17 protein-coding genes and 1 pseudogene are annotated in these 19,094 nt (G+C 71.1%); 12 read left to right on the top strand and 6 right to left on the bottom strand.

The features are described from left to right. Nucleotides 1-7 precede the first annotated feature (7 nt). The 8 genes and pseudogenes from ACTRO_RS21015 to ACTRO_RS20980 all read left to right on the top strand — a co-directional run bounded on the left by ACTRO_RS21015 (nucleotide 8) and on the right by ACTRO_RS20980 (nucleotide 9,243). Complete coding sequence (locus tag ACTRO_RS21015) at nucleotides 8-1,642, top strand: alpha-amylase family glycosyl hydrolase (RefSeq protein WP_034275940.1); 1,635 nt, start codon at nucleotides 8-10, stop codon at nucleotides 1,640-1,642. Continuing rightward, the gene (locus tag ACTRO_RS21010) at nucleotides 1,635-1,883 is read left to right on the top strand and encodes a type II toxin-antitoxin system antitoxin (RefSeq protein WP_034265484.1); all 249 of its coding nucleotides are present in this window, start codon (nucleotides 1,635-1,637) and stop codon (nucleotides 1,881-1,883) included. Before ACTRO_RS21015 ends, ACTRO_RS21010 begins: the two co-directional genes overlap by 8 nt. A gap of 13 nt (nucleotides 1,884-1,896) precedes the next feature. Then, the gene (locus ACTRO_RS21005; RefSeq protein ID WP_211244366.1) at nucleotides 1,897-2,871 is read left to right on the top strand and encodes an ABC transporter ATP-binding protein; all 975 of its coding nucleotides are present in this window, start codon (nucleotides 1,897-1,899) and stop codon (nucleotides 2,869-2,871) included. Beyond that, nucleotides 2,868-3,605: an ABC transporter permease gene (locus ACTRO_RS21000; RefSeq protein ID WP_084316432.1), complete on the top strand. Its 738-nt coding sequence runs from the start codon at nucleotides 2,868-2,870 to the stop codon at nucleotides 3,603-3,605. Before ACTRO_RS21005 ends, ACTRO_RS21000 begins: the two co-directional genes overlap by 4 nt. 84 nt (nucleotides 3,606-3,689) lie before the next feature. Continuing rightward, nucleotides 3,690-4,970: an SLC13 family permease gene (locus tag ACTRO_RS20995; RefSeq protein WP_034265478.1), complete on the top strand. Its 1,281-nt coding sequence runs from the start codon at nucleotides 3,690-3,692 to the stop codon at nucleotides 4,968-4,970. A 29-nt stretch (nucleotides 4,971-4,999) separates the two neighbouring features. Then, nucleotides 5,000-6,249: pseudogene (locus ACTRO_RS20990) on the top strand (amidohydrolase). Between the two features lie 1,559 nt (nucleotides 6,250-7,808). Beyond that, a complete protein-coding gene (locus ACTRO_RS20985; RefSeq protein ID WP_051451147.1) occupies nucleotides 7,809-8,348 on the top strand; it encodes a SigE family RNA polymerase sigma factor in 540 nt (179 codons plus the stop codon). A 16-nt stretch (nucleotides 8,349-8,364) separates the two neighbouring features. Beyond that, complete coding sequence (locus ACTRO_RS20980) at nucleotides 8,365-9,243, top strand: hypothetical protein (RefSeq protein WP_034265476.1); 879 nt, start codon at nucleotides 8,365-8,367, stop codon at nucleotides 9,241-9,243. On the opposite strand, the gene ACTRO_RS20975 is transcribed toward ACTRO_RS20980, so the two are convergent. From ACTRO_RS20975 to ACTRO_RS20960, 4 genes are all read right to left on the bottom strand, one after another. Next, nucleotides 9,240-10,502 (bottom strand): RNA polymerase sigma factor, encoded by a 1,263-nt coding sequence (locus ACTRO_RS20975; RefSeq protein ID WP_034265473.1) that lies wholly within the window; start codon nucleotides 10,500-10,502, stop codon nucleotides 9,240-9,242. The two genes, ACTRO_RS20980 and ACTRO_RS20975, sit on opposite strands and share 4 nt — an antisense overlap. Next, a complete protein-coding gene (locus ACTRO_RS20970) occupies nucleotides 10,499-10,837 on the bottom strand; it encodes a YciI family protein (protein WP_034265471.1) in 339 nt (112 codons plus the stop codon). Before ACTRO_RS20970 ends, ACTRO_RS20975 begins: the two co-directional genes overlap by 4 nt. Before the next feature lie 75 nt (nucleotides 10,838-10,912). Beyond that, the gene (locus ACTRO_RS20965; RefSeq protein WP_034265469.1) at nucleotides 10,913-11,305 is read right to left on the bottom strand and encodes a VOC family protein; all 393 of its coding nucleotides are present in this window, start codon (nucleotides 11,303-11,305) and stop codon (nucleotides 10,913-10,915) included. 117 nt (nucleotides 11,306-11,422) lie between these two features. Beyond that, the gene (locus ACTRO_RS20960) at nucleotides 11,423-11,764 is read right to left on the bottom strand and encodes a YciI family protein (protein ID WP_034265466.1); all 342 of its coding nucleotides are present in this window, start codon (nucleotides 11,762-11,764) and stop codon (nucleotides 11,423-11,425) included. A 149-nt stretch (nucleotides 11,765-11,913) separates the two neighbouring features. Here ACTRO_RS20960 and ACTRO_RS20955 point away from each other — a divergent pair, with 149 nt between their 5' ends. Continuing rightward, nucleotides 11,914-12,414, top strand: a complete 501-nt coding sequence (locus ACTRO_RS20955) for a GNAT family N-acetyltransferase (RefSeq protein WP_157436353.1) — start codon at nucleotides 11,914-11,916, stop codon at nucleotides 12,412-12,414. Here the strand turns inward: ACTRO_RS20955 and ACTRO_RS20950 are convergent. Both ACTRO_RS20950 and ACTRO_RS20945 read right to left on the bottom strand, forming a co-directional pair. Then, nucleotides 12,381-13,046, bottom strand: a complete 666-nt coding sequence (locus ACTRO_RS20950; protein ID WP_034265461.1) for a response regulator — start codon at nucleotides 13,044-13,046, stop codon at nucleotides 12,381-12,383. The two genes, ACTRO_RS20955 and ACTRO_RS20950, sit on opposite strands and share 34 nt — an antisense overlap. After that, nucleotides 13,043-14,344 (bottom strand): sensor histidine kinase, encoded by a 1,302-nt coding sequence (locus ACTRO_RS20945; RefSeq protein WP_157436352.1) that lies wholly within the window; start codon nucleotides 14,342-14,344, stop codon nucleotides 13,043-13,045. The genes ACTRO_RS20950 and ACTRO_RS20945 overlap by 4 nt, the downstream gene beginning before the upstream one ends. Nucleotides 14,345-14,708: 364 nt before the next feature. On the opposite strand from ACTRO_RS20945, the gene ACTRO_RS20940 reads away from it, so the two are divergent. The 3 genes from ACTRO_RS20940 to ACTRO_RS20930 all read left to right on the top strand — a co-directional run bounded on the left by ACTRO_RS20940 (nucleotide 14,709) and on the right by ACTRO_RS20930 (nucleotide 19,091). Continuing rightward, nucleotides 14,709-16,934 (top strand): MMPL family transporter, encoded by a 2,226-nt coding sequence (locus ACTRO_RS20940; protein ID WP_063628046.1) that lies wholly within the window; start codon nucleotides 14,709-14,711, stop codon nucleotides 16,932-16,934. Nucleotides 16,935-17,172: 238 nt separating this feature from the next. Further along, complete coding sequence (locus tag ACTRO_RS20935; protein ID WP_034265459.1) at nucleotides 17,173-18,075, top strand: ABC transporter ATP-binding protein; 903 nt, start codon at nucleotides 17,173-17,175, stop codon at nucleotides 18,073-18,075. Beyond that, nucleotides 18,072-19,091: an ABC transporter permease gene (locus ACTRO_RS20930; RefSeq protein WP_034265456.1), complete on the top strand. Its 1,020-nt coding sequence runs from the start codon at nucleotides 18,072-18,074 to the stop codon at nucleotides 19,089-19,091. Before ACTRO_RS20935 ends, ACTRO_RS20930 begins: the two co-directional genes overlap by 4 nt. Nucleotides 19,092-19,094 lie beyond the last annotated feature (3 nt).

Below are 19,094 nucleotides of genomic sequence, written 5' to 3'. Positions count from 1 at the left end.
GGCGCTCCTGACCTCCCCGCCGGCTTGGCTGGCAGACGCGGTGCTCTATCAGATCTATCCGCAGTCCTTCGCGGACTCGAACGGCGACGGGATCGGCGACCTGCCGGGGATCCGCGGCCGACTGGACTATCTGAGTGACCTGGGTGTCAACACCCTGTGGCTCAGTCCGCTGTTCGCCTCGCCGTTCTTCGACGCCGGGTACGACGTGTCGGACTATCAGGCCGTCGCCCCGCGCTACGGCACCGAGCAGGACCTGGTCGAGCTCGTGCGCGACGCCGGCGAGCGCGGGATCAGGATCTTGCTCGACCTGGTGGCCGGGCACACCTCGGATCAGCATCCGTGGTTCCGGGCGAGCGCGAACACCCCGCCCGGCGCGGGCGGCGGGGACCGGTACGTCTGGGCCGAGACCGCCGAGCCGCCGGACGAGCGCTGGGTCGCCTCGCCGGGCGCGCGGCCGGGCTACTTCCTGCCGAACTTCTACGCCGTCCAGCCCGCGCTGAACTTCGGCTACGCGCGGATGGACCAGGCCGAGCCGTGGCGGCAGCCGGTCGACGCGCCGGGCCCGCGGGCGAACCGGGCGGCGCTGCGCGAGATCATGGCCTACTGGTTCGACCGCGGGGTGGCCGGCTTCCGGGTCGACATGGCGGCCTCGCTGGTCGAGGACGATCCGGGCCGGGCCGCCACGGCGGCCCTGTGGGGTGAGATGCGCGCCTGGATGGACGAGGCGTACCCCGACAAGGTCCTGATCTCCGAGTGGGGCGACCCGAAGACCTCGGTCCCGGCCGGCTTCCACGCTGACTTCTTCCTGCACTTCGTCGGCCGTCCGCTGCGATCGCTGTGGGGCAACGCGCAGGGCAGCCATGCCCCGAACTGGGGGACGGAACCGTGCTACTTCGCGCCCGAGGGCGGGGGCGCGCTGACGGAGTTCCTGGCGGCGTGGCTGGAGGCCGACGAGGCGATCGACGGGAACGGCCACGCGGCCCTGCCGACGGCCAATCACGACTTCTCCCGGCTGACCTGCGGCACCCGCACCCGCGCGATGGTCGCGCCCGCCTTCGCCTTCCTGCTGACCTGGCCGACGCTGCCGGTGATCTACTACGGCGACGAGATCGGCATGCGCTACATCCCCGGCCTGCCGGACAAGGAAGGCAGCCAGCTGAACACGGAGGCGCGCCAGGGCTCGAGGACGCCGATGCAGTGGGCTGAGGGCGGCGGAGCCGGCGGGAGCGCGGGCTTCTCCACCGCGCCCGCCGACCGGCTGTACCTGCCGATCGACCCCGCGCCGGACCGCCCGACGGTGCACGCCGAGCAGCAGGACCCGGATTCGCTGCTGAACCAGGTCAAGGCGCTGATCCGGCTGCGTAAGGCGCGTCCCGAGCTCGCGACGGGCGGGACCGTGCGGATGGTGCACGACGGCTACCCGGGCGTGTACGTGCGCGGCGAGCGGTACGTCGTCATCCTCAACCCGAGCGCCCGCCCCGAGCGTTTCGACCTGCCTGACCTGCCCGTACGCACGCCGCTCATCGCGCGCGGGGTCGTGGTCGAGGGCGGAGTCGCCCGGACCGAGCCGTTCGGCTACGGCATCTTCGAGCTCGAGGAGAAGGCCGGGCTCGAGGAGAAGCTTGGGGAGGCCGGTGGCTGAGCGCAAGAACATCCTGCTGCGCCTCGATCCGTCCGTACACGACGCGCTGGCCCGATGGGCCGGCGACGAGCTGCGCAGCACCACGGCCCAGATCGAGCTGGTGCTGCGGCGCGCCCTGGCCGACGCCGGCCGGCTGCCCTCCAACGTGGGCGGACTGCCGCGCCGGGGGCGGCCGCCGAAGCCCGCGTCGGAGTCCGAGTCGGAGCCTGCGGAGGACGTTGACCCGCCCAGGGTAAAGTGATATCACTTTAATCGTGAGTCAGAGCGGCACTTCCCCGGCCCTCGCCTCGTCCGGCCCGGCGATCTCCGTCGACGGCCTGACCAAGCGCTTCGGCCCCCGCACCGCGTTCGAGAACGTCACCTTCGCCGTCGAGCACGGCGAGGTGTTCGGCTTCCTCGGCCCCAACGGCGCCGGCAAGACCACCACCGTGCGCACCCTCGCCACCCTGCTCGCCCCGACGTCCGGGCGAGCGGCCGTCGCCGGGCTCGAGCTGAGCCCGGCCAACGAGCTGGAGATCCGCCGCCGGATCGCCGTCATGCCCGAGGCGCCCGGCCTCTACCTGCGCCTGAGCGTGGCCGAGAACCTGGAGTTCTTCGCCGGCCTGTACGAGCTCGACGACCGCCGCGGCCGGATCGAGCGGGCGCTGCGGGCGGTGAACCTGCTCGAGCGCGCCGACGACGTGTGCCGCAGCCTGTCCAAGGGCCTGCGCCAGCGGGTCGGGCTGGCCCGCGCGCTGCTGAGCGACCCTCAGGTGCTGTTCCTGGACGAGCCCACCTCCGGCCTCGACCCGGTCGCCGCGCGCGAGGTGCACGAGCTGATCGAGACCCTGCGCGGCCGCGGGGTGACCATCTTCCTGACCACCCATCGGCTGGCCGAGGCGGAACGGCTCTGCGACCGGGTGGCCATCATGAACACGACCCTGCGGCTCATCGGCAGGCCCGCCGAGCTGCGCGATCAGCTCTTCGCCAAGAGCCTCGAGGTGCGCCTGCGCGAGCCGCTGGCCGAGCCCGACCGCGTCTTCGGCGCCGTGCCCGGGGTCGAGAGCTGGCGAACGGGTGAAGGCGGCTACCTGCTCGCAGTCGCCGATCCGGACCAGGCCGCGCCGGCCGCCGCCCGCGCCGTGATCGAGGCGGGAGCGGACCTGCTGGCGCTCACCCCCTCGCGACACTCCCTCGAGGACGTCTACCTCCAGCTGATCGACACCGATGTGGAGGCACTGTCGCGATGATGACGCTCAGTCGGACCCGGATCCGCGCGATCGCGGTCAAGGAGATGCGCGACTACCGGCGCAACCGCTTCGTCGTGTCCACCATGGGCGTGCTGCCCCTGGTCTTCATCGTGCTGCCGATCATCGACATCTTCAAACTCGGCGCCGACGTGCCCGCGTCCAAGCTGGACGACCTGATCGGCGTGGCCCTGCTCTACCTGCTGCTGATCCCGGCGCTGGTACCGGCGACGGTGGCCGCGCACTCGGTGGTGGGGGAGCGGGAGCAGGGCACGCTCGAACCCGTGCTCACCTCGCCGGTGCGCAAGGAGGAGTTCCTGCTCGGCAAGGCGCTCGCCGTGTTCGTCCCGACGATCGCGATCGCCTACACGATGTTCGGGATCTTCCTCGCCGCGGTGGGCCTGTTCGCCCATCAGAACGTGGTCACCGACGTGTTCCAGGTCTCCCGGATCCTGCCGCAGGCGCTGTTCACCCCGCTGCTGGCGGGCTGGTCGATCTGGGCCGCCATCGCGATCTCGACGAAGGTGGGCGACGTGCGGGTGGCCCAGCAGCTCGGCTCCCTGGTCAGCCTGCCGCCGCTCGCGATCGCCTCGCTCATGGGCTTCGGCGTCATCCAGCCGACGGTCGGCCTGGCCCTCGCCCTGGGCGCGGTGCTGCTGGTGATCGACGTCGGCGCGTGGCGGCTGGTGTCCCGGCTGTTCGACCGCGAACGGCTCGTCACCGGGACGAAGGCTTAGCCCAAGCGGCGCCGTCCTGCCCGGTTCGGCAGGGGTTGGATGAGATGATCAGCGTGTGAGCAGCGACCTTTCGACGCCGAGCAGCTGAGCCCACCGGTGGCCGAGACCATCTCCGTCGTCCTGCTGATCGCGGTGCTCGCTTTCGCGGTGCTGCGGCCGCGTGGGTGGCCCGAGGCGGCCGCCGCCGTGCCCGCCGCCGTGATCCTCATCGCCTGCGGCGCGGTCTCCCCGGGCCAGGCCGCCTCGGAGCTGTCCGCGCTGGCGCCGACCGTCGGGTTCCTCGCCGCGGTGCTCGTGCTCGCCCAGCTGTGCGCGGACGAGGGGCTGTTCGCGGCGGCCGGCGCGGCGATGGCGCGGCTCGCCCACGTCGGTGGCGCCGAGGGCGGCCGGGTCAGCCCGAAGCGGCTGCTCACGGCGGTGTTCGTGGTCGCCTCGCTGACCACGGCGGTGCTCAGCCTGGACGCGACCGTGGTGCTGCTCACGCCGGTGGTGCTGGTCACGTCCGGGCGGGTCGGGGTGCGCCGCGAACCCCATGTCTACGCCTGCGCGCACCTGTCCAACTCGGCGTCGCTGCTGCTGCCGGTCTCCAACCTGACGAACCTGCTCGCGTTCGCCGCGAGCGGTCTGACCTTCAGTCGGTTCGCCGCGCTGATGGCCCTGCCCTGGCTGGTCTCGATCGGGCTCGAGTATCTGATCTTCCGTCGGTTCTTCGCGGAGGACCTGTCCGCTGAGGCGACCCCGTCCGGCCCGCAGAAGCCGGTCGGCACGCCGGTGTTCACGCTGGTCGTGGTGATCGCCACGCTGATCGGCTTCGCGGTGACCTCGCTGGCCGGGATCAACCCGGCCTGGGCGGCGCTCGGCGGCGTGATCGTGCTCGGCGTCCGGGCGCTGGCGCAGCGGCGCTCGACCCCGCGCGAGCTGGTCGTGGCCGCCGCGCCGTTGTTCTGCCTGTTCGTGCTCGCGCTCGGTGTCGTGGTCAAGGCGGTCACGGTCAACGGTCTCGGCACCGCGGTGCACGACCTGATGCCGAAGGACACCGAGTTCGCCGCGCTGTTCGCGTACGCCGTGGCCGGGGCGGTGCTGGCGAACGTCGTCAACAATCTGCCGGCCGTGCTCATCCTGCTGCCGGTGGCCGGGGAGGTCGGTCCGGCCGCGGTGCTGGCCGTGCTGCTCGGGGTCAACCTGGGGCCGAACCTGACCTACGTCGGCTCGCTCGCCACCCTGCTGTGGCGCCGCGTGCTGGGCACCCACGACATCCCGGTCGAACTCGGCCGCTTCACCCGTCTAGGCCTCATCGCGGTGCCGGTCACCTTGATCGGCGCCACCGTGGTGTTGTGGGTGTCGCTGCAGGCCATCGGCGTCTGAGCGGAGCACGTCGACGAAGGAGGCCGGGCATGGCGCAGACGGTGACCGCGGGACTCGAGCGGATCCGAGCGGACCTGGCCGAGCTCTACCGAGATCTCCATCAGAACCCTGAGCTCTCGCTGCAGGAGACCCGGTCGGCCGCGCTGCTCGCCGAGCGGCTGCGGGCCGCCGGGTTCGACGAGGTGGCCGAGCAGGTCGGCGTCACCGGCGTGGTCGGCGTGCTGCACAACGGGGACAGCCCGGTGGTCATGCTCCGGGCCGACTTCGACGCGCTGCCGGTGCAGGAGAAGACCGGGCTGTCGTATGCGAGCACCGCACGCGGCGTCGACCACGACGGCAACGACGTGCCCGTCATGCACGCCTGCGGCCACGACTGCACGCCGCCGCACTGGTCGGTGCGGCGACTCTGCTGGCCGCGGCCCGGGATGCGTGGCACGGCACACTGCTGGTGGTCTTCCAGCCCGCCGAGGAACTGGCCACCGGTGCCCGCGGCATGGTCGAGGACGGCCTGTTCGAACGCTTCCCGAAGCCCGAGATCGTGCTCGGCCAGCACGTCGCCCCGCTGCCCGCCGGCTTCATCGGCCACGGCAGCGGCCCGCTCATGGCCGCGTCGGACTCGGCGAAGGTCACCCTGTTCGGCAGGGGCGGCCACGGCTCGCGCCCGGAGGCCGCGATCGACCCGGTGCTGATGGCCGCCAGCGTCGTCACCCGCTTGCAGGCCATCGTGGCGCGCGAGGTGCCCCCGGCCGAGGCCGCTGTGGTGACGGTCGGTCGGCTGCACGCGGGCACGAAGGACAACATCATCCCGGACACCGCCGAGCTCGGTATCAACACCAGGTCTTACTCGCCGCAGACCAGGGACCTGATCCGCGCCGCGATCGAGCGCATCGTGCGGGCCGAGTCGGCCGCCGGCGGAGCCGTCCGCGAACCCGCGATCGAGTGGTCCGCCAGCGCCCCCGCGCTGATCAGCGACCCGGACGCGACCGCGAAGACGCTCGCCGCGTTCACCGAGCACTTCGGCCCGCAGCGGCTGTACCCGATGCCGCTGGTGACCGCGAGCGAGGACGTCGGAGTGTTCGGCGAGAGCCTCGGCGTGCCGACGGTGTTCTGGTTCTGGGGCGGCCTCGAGCCGGACCTTGTGTTCAACGCCCTCGCCGCCGGCCGGCTCGACTCCCTCCCGGCCAACCACTCGCCCGAGTTCGCGCCGCTGATCGAGCCCACCCTCGGCACCGGCGTGGAGGCGCTCGTCGTCGCCGCGCTGACCTGGCTGAAGCCCTAGGCAGTAGCTCTAGCGCGATTTGATGATCGGCTGAGCGCTGGTGGAGCGTGGGATGACGTGTCGGGTCAGGGTGTGGGCGGCCGCTTCGCGTCGCCCTGTTTGTATGACCGCCCGCCCACCCGTTGCTTTGGCGGGGTGGGCTGGGGTTTCAAGATCTCGCCTCCGGCGAGGGCCTTCCCTCGGAGAGATTGCCGGGGTCTGTGGGGTGCTGGCGTTGGTGGGGCGGGCTGACGTTGGGGGTGGTCGGGTTGCGGGTGTGTGCTCTCTCCTCGGTCGGTCCCCGGAGGCAATCAGGAACCTGCCGGGAGCTCAAGCGGCGGTGGCCTGGGTTGATGCTCGATCTTGCATCGCGCCGCTTGACCTCCCGGCAGAACCCTGATCGGGCTTCGCCTGCCCGACCGAGGAGAGAGCTCACCCCCTGGGGGTCCGGTGCGAGCTGCGCTCGGGCCGGGTCCTGTCCCGTGGTCCGGCCGTGCTCGATGCGGAAGGATTCTGCATCGCTGTGATCCCGCCATCCCAGTCCTCGATCCGCGTGGAGGTCGGTGCTCCGGTCGTGCCTGCGGTGGAATTCTGCATCGCCCCGGTTCGCTCCGCCCGGCTTGCTGCTGAATCGTGCATCGCCTTGGTGTGATCGGCCTCGATCCCAGATCTCGCGGCAGAATCCCGCAGGCCGGCCGCGTTCGATGCGGAAGGATTCTGCATCACTCTGATCCGATCCACCCGGAGCTCACGTACTGCACGGCATCGCGCGGCCCGGTCGCACGCCGAGGGGAAATCCTGCATCGCTTTCGGCCGTACCCCTGACGCCCTCTGCCCAGCCACCCCGTCCACCTCCCTCCTGTCACAAGCCCCGACCCTCGTACTCTTCCATGCTAGACGCCACCACCGACAAAAGCCGCGAATCCGGTGTTTGCCGGAAAAGTAAAAATCGTGGAGATTTCCGGGCACTCGGGGGTGTTGCCCGGCGTTGAATCAGTAGGGAAGCGAAGAGCTGTCTAGAACGGTGATGCAGGATTCTTCCGGATCGAGCGCGGCCGGGCCACGGGATGGGACTCGGCCCGAGCGCAGCTCGCACCGGACCCTCAGGGGGTGTGCTCTCTCCTCGGTCGGGCAGGCGAAGCCCGATCAGGGTTCTGCCGGGAGGTCAAGCGGCGCGATGCAAGATCCAGCAGCGGAAGCCACCGCCGCTTGAGCTCCCGGCAGGTTCCTGATTGCCTCCGGGGACCGACCGAGGAGAGAGCACGCCCCCGGCACCCCACCACCCCGAACTCCGGCCAGCCCCGCCTCGCGAGCACCTACAGAGACCCGGCAATCTCTCCGAGAGAAGGGCCTGCCAGCGGCGCTTTTCGATCTTGAAACCGCAGGCCGCCCTGCCAACGCAACGGGGGGCGGGTGGTCAGGCGAAACGGGCGACGCGAAGCGGCCGGCCGCACCCCGACGACCACCCCGACCCGACAAGCCCCCACCCCACCAGCATCCGGCCGATCATCAACTCGCACTAGTCTCAGCGCTTCGCTGAGCCGCTGCCACAAAACCCCGCGGCCGTGCGTCATAAAGGTGTGGAGCAACCATCGAGCACGGAGCGCGACCCGTCCGCCGCGGACCCTGAGGACTTCCATGCCTTCGTCGCGTCCCGCGGTACGCCGTTGTACCGCACCGCCTGCCTGCTGACCGGCGGCGACACGAACCAGGCCGAGGACCTCGTGCAGGAGACGCTCGGCCGCATGTACGCGAAATGGGGGCGGCGCAACGGAATCGAGAACCCGGCCGGCTACGCCCAGACCATCCTGGTCAATGCCTTCATATCGAGCCGGCGCAAGAGCAGCACCGAACGCGCCGGACTCGAAGCCTCGGCCGCCGCGGACACGGCAGAGCACGTAGACGTCCCGCTGCGGCTCACGCTGCTGGACGCGCTGCGCCGGCTGCCCGCGCAGGACCGCGCCGTGCTTGTGCTGCGCTACTGGGAGGACCGCAGCATCGACGACACCGCCGCCGTGATGCGGCTGAGCTCGACCGCGGTGCGATCCCAATCGATGCGCGCGCTGGCGAAAGTGCGAGAGCTGCTGGGTGCGGACTTCGTCGAATTCGTAGAGAACTGAAGGGTGGGCGGAACACATGATGCATGAAGAATCGCAGTCTCCCAGCTTCGTCGAGGACCTGCACGAGGTCGCCATGACCTTCGACGCCCCGAATACGGAGCTCCTCTACGGTGGCGCCGTGACGCGGGGCCGTGCGATCAAGAGGCGGCGGGTTTCCCAGGGCGCGTTCGGAGCGACCGTGGCGTTGGCGGCGGCCGGATCGCTGGCTTTCGCACTGGCCGGCGGGACGGACGGCGGCCGGGTGGAGCCGTCCTCGTCCGCAAGCGTCGTATGGCCGACCGCGTCGTCCGGAACGATCAGTAGCCAGTACCTGCTCGAGACCTTCAGGGCGCTTCTGCCCGGCGACGTGGAAGTGGATCCGGCCGACCAGTCGATCCTCGCGTACCCCTTCGCGATCTACGGCGGCGGGGAGTGGCGTGCGATCGTCTCCATGGATGCGATCATCCACGGCCAGAAGGAGAGGCTGCAGATCAGCGTGGACCGCCTGGGCTCCATCATGACGTGCGCGCTGCCCTACACCGCGAAGGATTCGTGTACGGCCTCGGCTCTCGGTGGCGGAGCGACGCTCGTCACGTACACGTTGGCGATGCATACAAGCTCGGGCGTGAACTCGGATGTGGACGTCTATCGGAACCTGCCCGGCGGCATCGACGTCCACTTGCAGCTCCAGGGCACCGCGCCGGTGAACCAGCCGGTCCTGACGGCATCGCAGCTGCTCGCCATGGTCACCGATCCCGCCTGGGACAAGGTGATCGCCGCCGTGCCTCCGAAGATCGACTGCCCCGGCGGGCTTCAGCCGAAGACCGACGAGAACGGGTCGGACTGGATCTGCGCCGACGACGGCAAGATCTACCCCGGAGGGAACACGGACAACACGTCAACGAACCTTGATTAGACCTGTTCGGGCACTGCTTCCCGGCCGGCCACCTCGTCCAGCCGGCGGGTGAGGTAGTCGCGCTCCGACTCGGTCGCCGCCAACGCGAGGGCCTGCCGGTACGCTCCGGCCGCCTCGTCGCGGCGGCCGAGCCGACGCAGCAGGTCCGCGCGGACGGCCGGGAGCAGGTGGTAGCCGGGCAGTTCGCCGTCCGCGGCGAGGTCGTCGACCAGCTTCAGCCCGGCCTCCGGGCCCTCGGCCATCGCCACCGCGACCGCCCGGTTCAGCTCCACCACCGGCGACGGCGCCACCTGCGTCAGCCTCCGATAGAGGTGCGCGATCGCCGCCCAGTCAGTGGCCTGCTCCGACTCGGCCGTCGCGTGGTACGCGGCGATCGTCGCCTGCAGCTGGTACGGGCCGACGTCGCCGTGGTCGAGGGCCTTCTCCAGCACCTCGACGCCCTCGTCGATCTCCGCCCGCCGCCAGCTGGCCCGGTCCTGCTCGGCCAGCGGGACGAGCTCGCCGTTCGGCCCGGTGCGCGCGTCGCGGCGGGCGTGGTGAAGCAGCATCAGGGCCAGCAGGCCCTGGATCTCCGGCTGATCGGGCATCAGACCCGCGAGCAGGCCGGCCAGCCGCAGCGCCTCCGCGCACAGGTCCGGGCGCAGCAGGTCCCCGGCCGTCGCCGCGTAGCCCTCGTTGAACAGCAGGTAGAGCACGGCCAGCACGCCCGGCAGGCGCTGCGGCAGCAGCTCCGCCGGCGGGACGCGGTAGGGGATCCCGGCGTTGCGGATCTTCTCCTTGCCGCGCACCAGCCGCTTCGCCATCGTCGGTTCGGAGACCAGGAACGCCCGCGCGATCTCGGCCGTGGTCAGGCCCGCCAGGGTCCTGAGGGTCAGCGCGACGCGCACGTTCAGCGGCAGCGCCGGGTGGCAGCAGGTGAAGATCAGCTTGAGGCGGTCGTCCCGGAATCCGTCGCCGGGCGCGTAGCCGGCGCCCTCGTCGGGCTCGAGGTCGAGTTCGCGGGCGATCTCGCGCAGCTTCTCCGCTTCCACCCGGCCGCGGCGGAGGCGGTCGATCGCCCGGTTCCTGGCCGTGGTCACGATCCAGGCGCCGGGGCGATCGGGCACACCGTCGCTCGGCCACTTGGCCAGGGCCTGCGCGAAGGCGTCCTGCGCGCACTCCTCGGCCAGGTCCCAGTCCCGGGTGGTGCGTATCAGCGTCGCCACCACCCGGCCCCACTCGGCCCGGAAGGTCTGCGCGACCGCCTCCTCGACGTTCACACCCGGAACGGCCTGATCTCGATGACGCCGAATCGGGCGACCGGATGGCGCGCGGCGATCGCGACCGCCTCGTCCATGTCGGCGCAGTCGATCACGTCGTACCCGGCGATGACCTCCTTCGTCTCGGCGAAGGGTCCGTCGGCGGCGAGCACCTCGCCCCCGCGCACCCGCACCGAGGTGGCGGCGTAGTACGGACGCAGCTCGTCCCCGTCCATCCGGATGCCGGCCGCGTCGAGCTCGTCGGCCCAGGGCATCGGGTCGCCGGGTTTGCGCGGCTCCTCCGGCTGATCGTCGTAGGCATCCCTGTCCACGCAGACGAAAAGCATGAATTTCATCGCTTCGCAGCTCCAGTCATTCCGGGGCCGGCCGGTTCTCGCTCTCATGGTAGGCGCGGCCGGCCGGCGGAGGCGTCAGTCGGAGAGTTTCTGCGCGATCTCCCAGGTGTGGCCGGCCGGGTCGGCGAACGCGGCGGTGCGCCGGCCCCACGGCCGGTCGATCGGGCCGTTGAGCAGCGTCACGCCGTGCTCCGCGAGCTGGGCGACCACCGCGTCCGCGTCCTCGACCTCGATGGTCAGCAGCGCGCGCGAGCCGCCGGGAGGCGCCACCCGGACCGGCTCGACGAGGGTCGGGGCCTGGGAGACTTCGAGCAGGTTGACGAGCAGGTTCGAGAACGCGACCACCGCCGAGACCTCGTCCTCCCAGACCACTTCGAGGCCGAAGACCTGCGTGTAGAACTTCTTCGAGGCCGGCAGGTCCTCCACGAACAGGGTGATGACGTCGAGCTTGCCCAGTTCCTTGGTCATGATGCTCCTTCTCGGGACGGATCGTCCGCGTCGTGCCGCGTCGTGTCGCGGTCGTGAGGACGACGAACCGGAGTGCGCGCCGAGGACACCCGCCGCCGGACTTTTCCGCGATCCGCCTCAGCGGCACCACACCGGCCGCACGTCGATGGCGCCGAAACGGACCACCGGGTGCTTGCCGGCCACCTCGATCGCCTCGTCGAGATCGGCGCACTCGATCACGTCGTAGCCCGCGATCGGCAGCTCGGACCCGGCCTGCGGGCCGTGCCAGATCCGCAGCTCGCCCTCGCGCACCCGCACCGTCGTCGCGTCGGCCGACGGCCGCAGCCGCTCACCGTCCAGCCGCACGCCTCGGCCGTCCATCTCGGCGGCCCAGGAGGCCGTGGCGGCGGCGACGTCCGGTCCGTCCTCGGCGGCGACCTCGGCATCCTCGTCGGCGCAGATCAGCAGCAAGTACTTCATAGTCCTTCTTCCCGGGCCGTCGTCGCTATCCATCGATACGACGGTTGTGGACCCGTCTCATGGACACACCGGGGGCCGCGATTTTGCCGAGCTTTTGATATCCGGTTGACGCGCCGCCCCGCAGGCGCTTGCCTGTGGCCGTGCGGATCATGAACCTGACTGAGCGCCATGCCGCGGACATCTGCACGTGGCGCTATCCCGCCCCGTATCAATGTTATGACCTGGCGGGCGCCGACCCCGCGTATTTCCTGGCCCCGGCCAACGGTTTCTTCGCGCTGGTGGACGACGAGGGCAAACTCCTCGGCTACCGGTCCTTCGGACCCGACGGCCAGGTGCCCGGCGGCGCCTACGACGACGCGGCGCTGGACACCGGCGGCGGATTGCGCCCGGAGCTCACCGGCCTGGGCCGCGGCCTCGGACGCCGCGCGATCGCCACCGGCCTCGCCTTCGGGCGCGAGCGGTTGCGGCCCACGGCCTTCCGCGTCACCGTCGCCGACTTCAACGTCCGGGCCCGCCAAGTGGTCGAATCGCTCGGCTTCGTCCATGTCTCGAGTTTCGCCGCGACCACCGACAGCAGCCGCTTCCACGTCTTCCTGCTCTCGGCTGCTTCCTGCTCTCAACTGCGCGGCCCGACCAGCCCGACGTCGTAGGCGATGATGACGGCCTGGACGCGGTCGCGCGCGCCGACCTTCGCGAAGGCGCGGCCGACGTGCGTCTTGACCGTCGACTCAGAGAGCTGAAGCTCCTGCGCGATCTCCGCGTTCGTCAGCCCGGTGGCCACCGCCCGGAGGACCTCGAGCTCGCGGTCGGTCAGGGCACTGAGCCGGGGATCCTGCGCGCTGCAGCGGACGGCGGCCGGCAGCGCCTCGGTGAACGCGTGCAGCAGCCTGCGTGTGAGCGCGGGCGCCACGACGGCGTCGCCCAGGGCCACGGCCCGGATCCCGGCCAGCAGCTCGTCCGGCCGCGCGTCCTTGAGCAGGAATCCGCTGGCACCGGCCCGCAGCGCGGCGTAGACGTACTCGTCGAGGTCGAACGTGGTCAGCACGAGCACCCGGGAACGGCCGCCGCTCTCGGTGATCCGCCGCGTCGCCTCGATCCCGTCCATCCCGGGCATGCGGATGTCCATCAGCACCACGTCCGGCGCCAGGTCCGCGGTCCGGCGCACGGCTTCGAACCCGTTCCCGGCCTCGCCCGAGACGCTGATCCCGGGCTCGCTCTCGAGCACCATCCGAAAGCCCATGCGCTGCAGGGGCTGGTCGTCGACGATCAGGACGCTGGTCATCTCAGTTCGCGATCCTCCTCGGGCGGGTTCAACGGGAATCGCGCGGTGACCGTCCAGCCGCCGCGGGCGTTCGGGCCCGCCTCGGCCCGCCCGCCGGCCAAGGCCGCGCGCTCGCGGACGCCGGCCAGGCCCTGCCCGGGGGAGCCCGCGGACGAGGGCGGGACGTGGTGCGCGCGCGAACCGGTGTCGGCCACGGTGACCAGCAGCGAGTCCCCGGCCACCTCGACCGCCACCTGCACGCTCGTGTCCGGCCCGGCGTGCTTGAGGCTGTTGGTCAGTGACTCCTGCACGATGCGGTACATGGCCAGTTGCAGGCTGTGCGGAAGCTCCGGGGACTCGCCGCTCATCCGGTAGGACACCTGCGGTCCGGCCGAACGGGTGCGCTCGATCAACTCCTCGATGTCGGCGACCCCCGGCTGCGGGGCGAGGCTCTCCGCGGCGACCCCCGTCGCGTCCTCCTCCAGCGGCCGCTCCCGCAGCGCTCCGAGCGTGCGCCGCAGGTCGGACAGCGCCTGCCGGCTCGTCTCGCCGATCAGCCCGAAAACCTCCCGGCCGCGCTCGGGATTCGCCTCGACCTGCCGGACCCCGCCGTCGGCCAGACCGGTGATGACGGCCAGCGAGTGGCCGACGATGTCGTGCATCTCCCGCGAGAACCGGGCCCGTTCGGCCAGCACAGCCATCCGGGCCCGCTGCTCGCGCTCGATCTCGGCGTGCGCCGCCCGCTCGGCCAGGGCCTCGAACTGGGCATGACGCTCCGTCGCCACCAGCCCCAGCGCGACGCTCGCCGCCACCGCGCAGGCGAGGAAGAGCAGGCCGGCCAGTATCTGGTGCTGGACCTGCGCCACCCGGAACACGAACACGAGCAGGCTCGGCGCCGCCGCGCCCACCGCCGCCCGCAGCGCGCGCACCGAGCGGTACCGCGTCACCGTGTACACGCAGATCATCAAGCTGAGGTTGCTGCCGGAGCTCTCCCCGGCCGCCCACTGCACGGTGCAGGACGCGAGCACCACGCAGTAGATCGTGAACGGCGCCTTGCGCCGCCAGACCAGGGCCAGCGCCTGCACGGTCGAGCTGACCACGAACAGCGGCGTCAGGTAGGACAGATCGAGCCCCGTGCCCGACCGCGGAGAGAGGCCGAGCAGCAGCACGGCCAGTCCGAGCAGCACGTCCTGACGGTACGTATGTCCTCGGAACACCGTGCGTAACTGCTGGAAGGGCCGCGGCCACTCGTATCCCGGACCGCCCGGCCGAGCCGTCGCGCTCTGGTCGGGTTCCGGCTCACGCACGGTGGGGCCCACGCTGCTTTCTTCCACTCCCGGGTTGGACGCGGTCCGGCTCGCGCGCCCGGACCGTGACCTTCCGACCGTAGTGCGCCAGGGCTGCTTCACCGTCGCGACGCGCCTGCTCACGGCGCCGCTGCAGACGCCGCGAGCCGCTCACCCACCACCGTAGTCGTACCGGAAAGGGCAGGCGTCCTGCTCCGGGCGGATAAACTGTGGTACCGCGGTACCACCGATCAGTGCCGATTCGGCACCCGGGTACCGCCGTCGCGTCTCAACGGGGATCTACGCTCATACGGGGGCCAGGCCGCCCTTGCCTGGGCCGGACGCGACGATCCGTAGGCCAAGCGCACATCCGTGGGCCACGAAGAGAGGAACACCCATGTCGAAAGCCAAGCCGGAGCTCGGCGGGCACGGCGAGGGCGAACGGGGCTTGTTCGCACGGCTCGGCCGTCTGGTCGCGCACCACCCGTGGCGGGTCATCGGGGTCTGGGTGATCGCGGCCGTCGCCGTGATCGGCCTGGCGCCGCACCTGACCTCGACCACGGACGAGGCCAGCTTCCTGCCCAGCCACTACGAGTCGGTGCAGGCGCAGAACCTGCAGGAGTCCGCGTTCCCGCAGGCCGCCTCCCCGGCTGCGATCATCGTGCTCGAGCGGGCCGACGGCACGGCGCTGTCCGCCGCCGACTCGGCGGCCGTGCAGCAGATCGGGTCCAAGCTCGAGGCCGCGCACATAGCCGACGTGACGACCCTGCAGGTCGGCGAGCCCTCGGCGAACAAGCTGATCCAGACCATCGGCGTGCAGATGCCGACCGAGTCGGATCCGCAGGACACGCACCAGACCGACGCGGTCAAGACCCTGCGCACCCAGCTGCAGTCCGACCTGTCCGGCACCGGGCTCAAGGGCGGCATCACCGGTACCGCGGCGCAGACCCTCGACTCGCAGTCCTCCGGCAACAAGGCCGACGCGATCATCGGCATCGCCACCATCGGCCTGATCCTGGTGCTGCTGCTGATCATCTTCCGCAGCCCGATCATCGCCTTCCTGCCGATCATCACCATCGGCATCGTCTCCCAGGTGGCCGACGGCCTGATCGCCTGGGCCAGCAACGCGTTCAACCTGAAGACCGACAGCTCGGTCACCTCGATGCTGATCGTGGTGCTCTTCGGCGTCGGCACGGACTACATCCTGTTCTTCATGTTCCGCTACCGGGAACGGCTGCGCGCCGGGGACGACCCGCGTCAGGCCGTGGTCGCGGCGGTCACCCGGGCCGGCGAGGCGATCGCCTCCGCGGGCGGCGCGGTGATCGTCTCCTTCCTGGCGCTCACCCTCTCCACCCTCGGCCTGTTCCGCTCGCTCGGCCCGGCGCTGGCGATCGCGGTCGCGGTGACCCTGCTGGCCGGCCTGACGCTGATCCCGGCGGTCGTCGCCCTGCTCGGCACCCGGGTGTTCTGGCCCTCGAAGGCGTGGCGCAACGAACCGCGCGGCGCCCGGTTCGCCGCCATCGGCCGCTCGATGGGCCGGCGCCCGGCCCGCTTCGCCGCCGTCTCCGGACTGATCATGGTGGCGCTGGCGATCGCGGCGTTCAGCTTCCACCCGAGCTTCGACCTCTCGGCCGGCTCGACCAGCTCCACCGCGGAGTCGACGGTGTGGCAGAACCAGCTGCTGCGCGGCGAGCCCGCCGGCGCGACCACGCCCACCGAGATCTTCCTGAAGTCCACCGACGGCGCGAAGCTCGACGCGAGCCAGCTGAGCACGTACCGCAGCGAACTCGCGGCGGTCCCGGGCGTCGGCACGGTCTCCGAGGCGATCCCGAACTCCACCGACACCGTGGCCGTCTACCAGGTGGCGCTGGCGCACGACCCGTCCTCCTCCGCGGCGATCGACACGGTCAAGGGCCCGCTGCGCACCACCGCGCACCAGGACGCGCCGCGCGGCACCACCGCCCTGGTCGGCGGCATCACCGCGATCTACGCGGACATCGAAGCGGCCGTGAACCACGACTACGCGGTGGTCTTCCCGGTGGCCGCGATCATCATCATGCTGATCCTGGCGCTGGTGCTGCGCGCCGTGGTGGCCCCGCTGTATCTGATGGCCTCGGTGGGCCTCGGCTTCGGCGCGACCCTGGGCGCGACGGTGCTGCTGTTCCAGCACTCCAGCAGCAGCAACGGCCTGATCTTCATGCTCCCGGTGATCATGTACATGTTCGTGGTCGCCCTAGGCACGGACTACAACATCCTGATGATCACGCGGTTGCGCGAGGAAGCGAGAGCGGGCAAGAGCCCGCGCCAGGCCGCGGCCGAGGCCGTCCGCCACGCCGGCCCGACCATCGGCGCCGCGGGCATCATCCTGGCCGGGTCGTTCGCCTCGCTGATGCTGGCGGGCCAGTCGACCCTGAGCCAGATGGGCTTCGCGATCTCCGCGGGCATCGCCATCGCCGCCTTCGTGATGTCGATGTTCTTCACCCCCGCCATCACCGCCCTGCTCGGCCACGCCGCCTGGTGGCCCGGCCACGCCGACGCCGTCCGCGACGCGGCGCCGGACTCGACCGGCGAGCAGTCGGCCGACTTCCGGCCGGGCGTGGACGAGATCGAGCGCGTCCGGTAGGGCCCCACACCCGGCCGGGCGGCAGCCCGGTCGACGGCGCGGTATCCGCGGCCGGTGCAGGCGATTCGTTCGCCGGCACCGGCCGCGGTCGCATTCCGGGGCCGTTACTGCTCAGGCGTGTGAACGCTCTGAGCCACAGGCCCGTTCTCGGCAAGCCCGCCGAGTGACTCCGTACCCTGCTATAGTCCGGCGGAGCCGGCGGCCGAGCCCGACGTTCACTTTCCGAGAATCGAGCACCGTGACCGATCCCGTCATCCAAGCCACAGGCCTCTCGAAATCCTTCAAGGCGACCAGGGCGCTGGACGGCTGCGACGTGCAGATCTCGACCGGCCGCATCGTGGGTCTGCTCGGTGAGAACGGTGCGGGCAAGACCACGCTCATGCGGATCCTGGCGGGCCTGGTGCGGCCGACGAGCGGCACCGTCCGGGTGTTCGGGCAGCCCCCGGGCACGTCCGCGGTGGCGGGCCGGATCGGCGTCACCATCGAGGGATCCGCCTACTATCCCTGGCTCAGCGCGCACGACAACGTCGCGGCCCTGCACCGCGGATTCGGCCGGGCTCTCGGGCCCGAGCGGATCGCGGCGGCGCTCGGCCGCGTGGGCTTGGACCAGACCGGCCGGCGCCGGGCCGCGACGCTGTCCCAGGGCCAGCGTCAGCGGCTCGCGCTGGCGGTGGCGATGGCTCACGAGCCGGACCTGCTGGTGCTCGACGAGCCGGCGAACGGGCTCGACCCCACCGGCATGGCGGACCTTCGCAAACTGATCGTCGCGGAGCGGGACCGCGGCGCCACCGTCCTGGTCTCCAGCCACCTCCTCGCCGAACTCGAAGAGTTCTGCGACACCGTGGTCATGATGCACCGCGGCAAGGTCGTCGGCACCCGCGATCTGGACCAGGCCGAGTCCAGCCCCCGTTTCCTGGTCGAAGTGCAGCCCGGGGAACTGGCGGCGGCGCAGGAGGCCCTGGAGGCGGCGGGCGTCAAGGCCGACCAGGCCGGAGAAGGCTCGCTCCTCGTCGAGATCGACTCGGGGCGCGCCGCGAACCAGATCCTCGTCGGCGCCGGCATCGTGCCGGAGTCCGTCTCGCCCCACCACGCCGGCCTGGAGGAGTACTACTTCGCCCGGCTGAAGGAGGCAGGAGAATGATCCGCATGCTCTCGGCGGAGCTGCTCAAGCTGCGGCGTCCGCTCACCGGTGTGATCCTCCTGCTCGCGGTGGTGTTCGCCGGGTTCGCTTCGCACGCGGAGCAGAGCGGCGGTGTCTCCGCGATGCAGGCCGTCGCCGAGGCGCCCGCGGAGCTCGCGCAGTTCGATCAGGGCACCATCACGGTGGGCGCCGGCACCGCGAGCGATCCAGGCCGGAGCATCTCCTGCACCTGGGGGCAGCAGTACCCGTCAGGTTCGGTCTGCGCCCAGGAGCTCGAGGGGCTCACCTCGAGCAACGACCAACTGCTGCTGCAATATGAGCAGACCCAGAACGCCGCCCACTTCGAGCAGAACCCGCTCGGCGTCGGCGCGCTCACCGGCGCGGTCCTCACCTCCATGCTCGGGTTCCTCCTGGTCATGTTGCTCGCGGCCGGCCACGTCGGCGGGGAATGGACCAACCGCACGATCAGGACCGTGCTGACCGGGCAGCCGAGCCGGCCGCGGGCGGTGGTGGTCAAAGCCGCGAGCGTCTGGCTCGCCTCCCTGGCCTTGCTCGTCGTGGTCTGGCTCGAGCTGATGGCATTCGCCTGGTACTACCACGCGAATCAGCCGATCCCGGTGACGGCCGGCGCTCCCGTGATCCCGACCATCGGCGGCGCGATCGTCCTGGCCAAGGCCGCCCTCGTGCTCGCGGTGTACGCGCTCGTCGGGACCAGCCTCGCCGTGATCAGCCGCGGCGTGCTCGGCTCGCTGATCTCCGGCCTGTCGGCCGGATTCGGCTTCCTCGCCCTCGGCTACTACGTGCACAGCCTGTCGTGGCTCTCCTTCACTCGCTGGGTCACCGCGTATATGGGTTCGGCATCGCCTCGAATGATCGGGACGAATGAGTACTGGGTGACCGCAGCGCAGTTCGGCGTCAAGCCGGTGACGGACGGGTTGGTCGGTCTTGTCGTCATCGGCGTGCTGTGCTCGGCAATGGGCTGGTTCACATTCCGCTGGAGCGACGTCGTCGTCTGAGGC

This window comes from Actinospica robiniae DSM 44927, from assembly GCF_000504285.1.
In the GTDB taxonomy this organism is placed as follows: Bacteria; Actinomycetota; Actinomycetes; order Streptomycetales; family Catenulisporaceae; genus Actinospica; species Actinospica robiniae.
The sequence above is the reverse complement of the archived record's forward strand: the minus strand, read 5'-3'. Positions and strand labels throughout refer to the sequence as shown.

What these genes read in the sequence shown, in the direction of transcription:
- ACTRO_RS20965 (WP_034265469.1), bottom strand. Translation starts at nt 11,305, where the DNA reads ATGACCAAGGAACTGGGCAAGCTCGACGTCATCACCCTGTTCGTGGAG.
- ACTRO_RS20950 (WP_034265461.1), bottom strand. Translation starts at nt 13,046, where the DNA reads ATGACCAGCGTCCTGATCGTCGACGACCAGCCCCTGCAGCGCATGGGC.
- ACTRO_RS20980 (WP_034265476.1), top strand. Translation starts at nt 8,365, where the DNA reads ATGATGCATGAAGAATCGCAGTCTCCCAGCTTCGTCGAGGACCTGCAC.
- ACTRO_RS20970 (WP_034265471.1), bottom strand. Translation starts at nt 10,837, where the DNA reads ATGAAATTCATGCTTTTCGTCTGCGTGGACAGGGATGCCTACGACGAT.
- ACTRO_RS21000 (WP_084316432.1), top strand. Translation starts at nt 2,868, where the DNA reads ATGATGACGCTCAGTCGGACCCGGATCCGCGCGATCGCGGTCAAGGAG.
- ACTRO_RS20930 (WP_034265456.1), top strand. Translation starts at nt 18,072, where the DNA reads ATGATCCGCATGCTCTCGGCGGAGCTGCTCAAGCTGCGGCGTCCGCTC.
- ACTRO_RS20940 (WP_063628046.1), top strand. Translation starts at nt 14,709, where the DNA reads ATGTCGAAAGCCAAGCCGGAGCTCGGCGGGCACGGCGAGGGCGAACGG.
- ACTRO_RS20955 (WP_157436353.1), top strand. Translation starts at nt 11,914, where the DNA reads ATGAACCTGACTGAGCGCCATGCCGCGGACATCTGCACGTGGCGCTAT.
- ACTRO_RS20960 (WP_034265466.1), bottom strand. Translation starts at nt 11,764, where the DNA reads ATGAAGTACTTGCTGCTGATCTGCGCCGACGAGGATGCCGAGGTCGCC.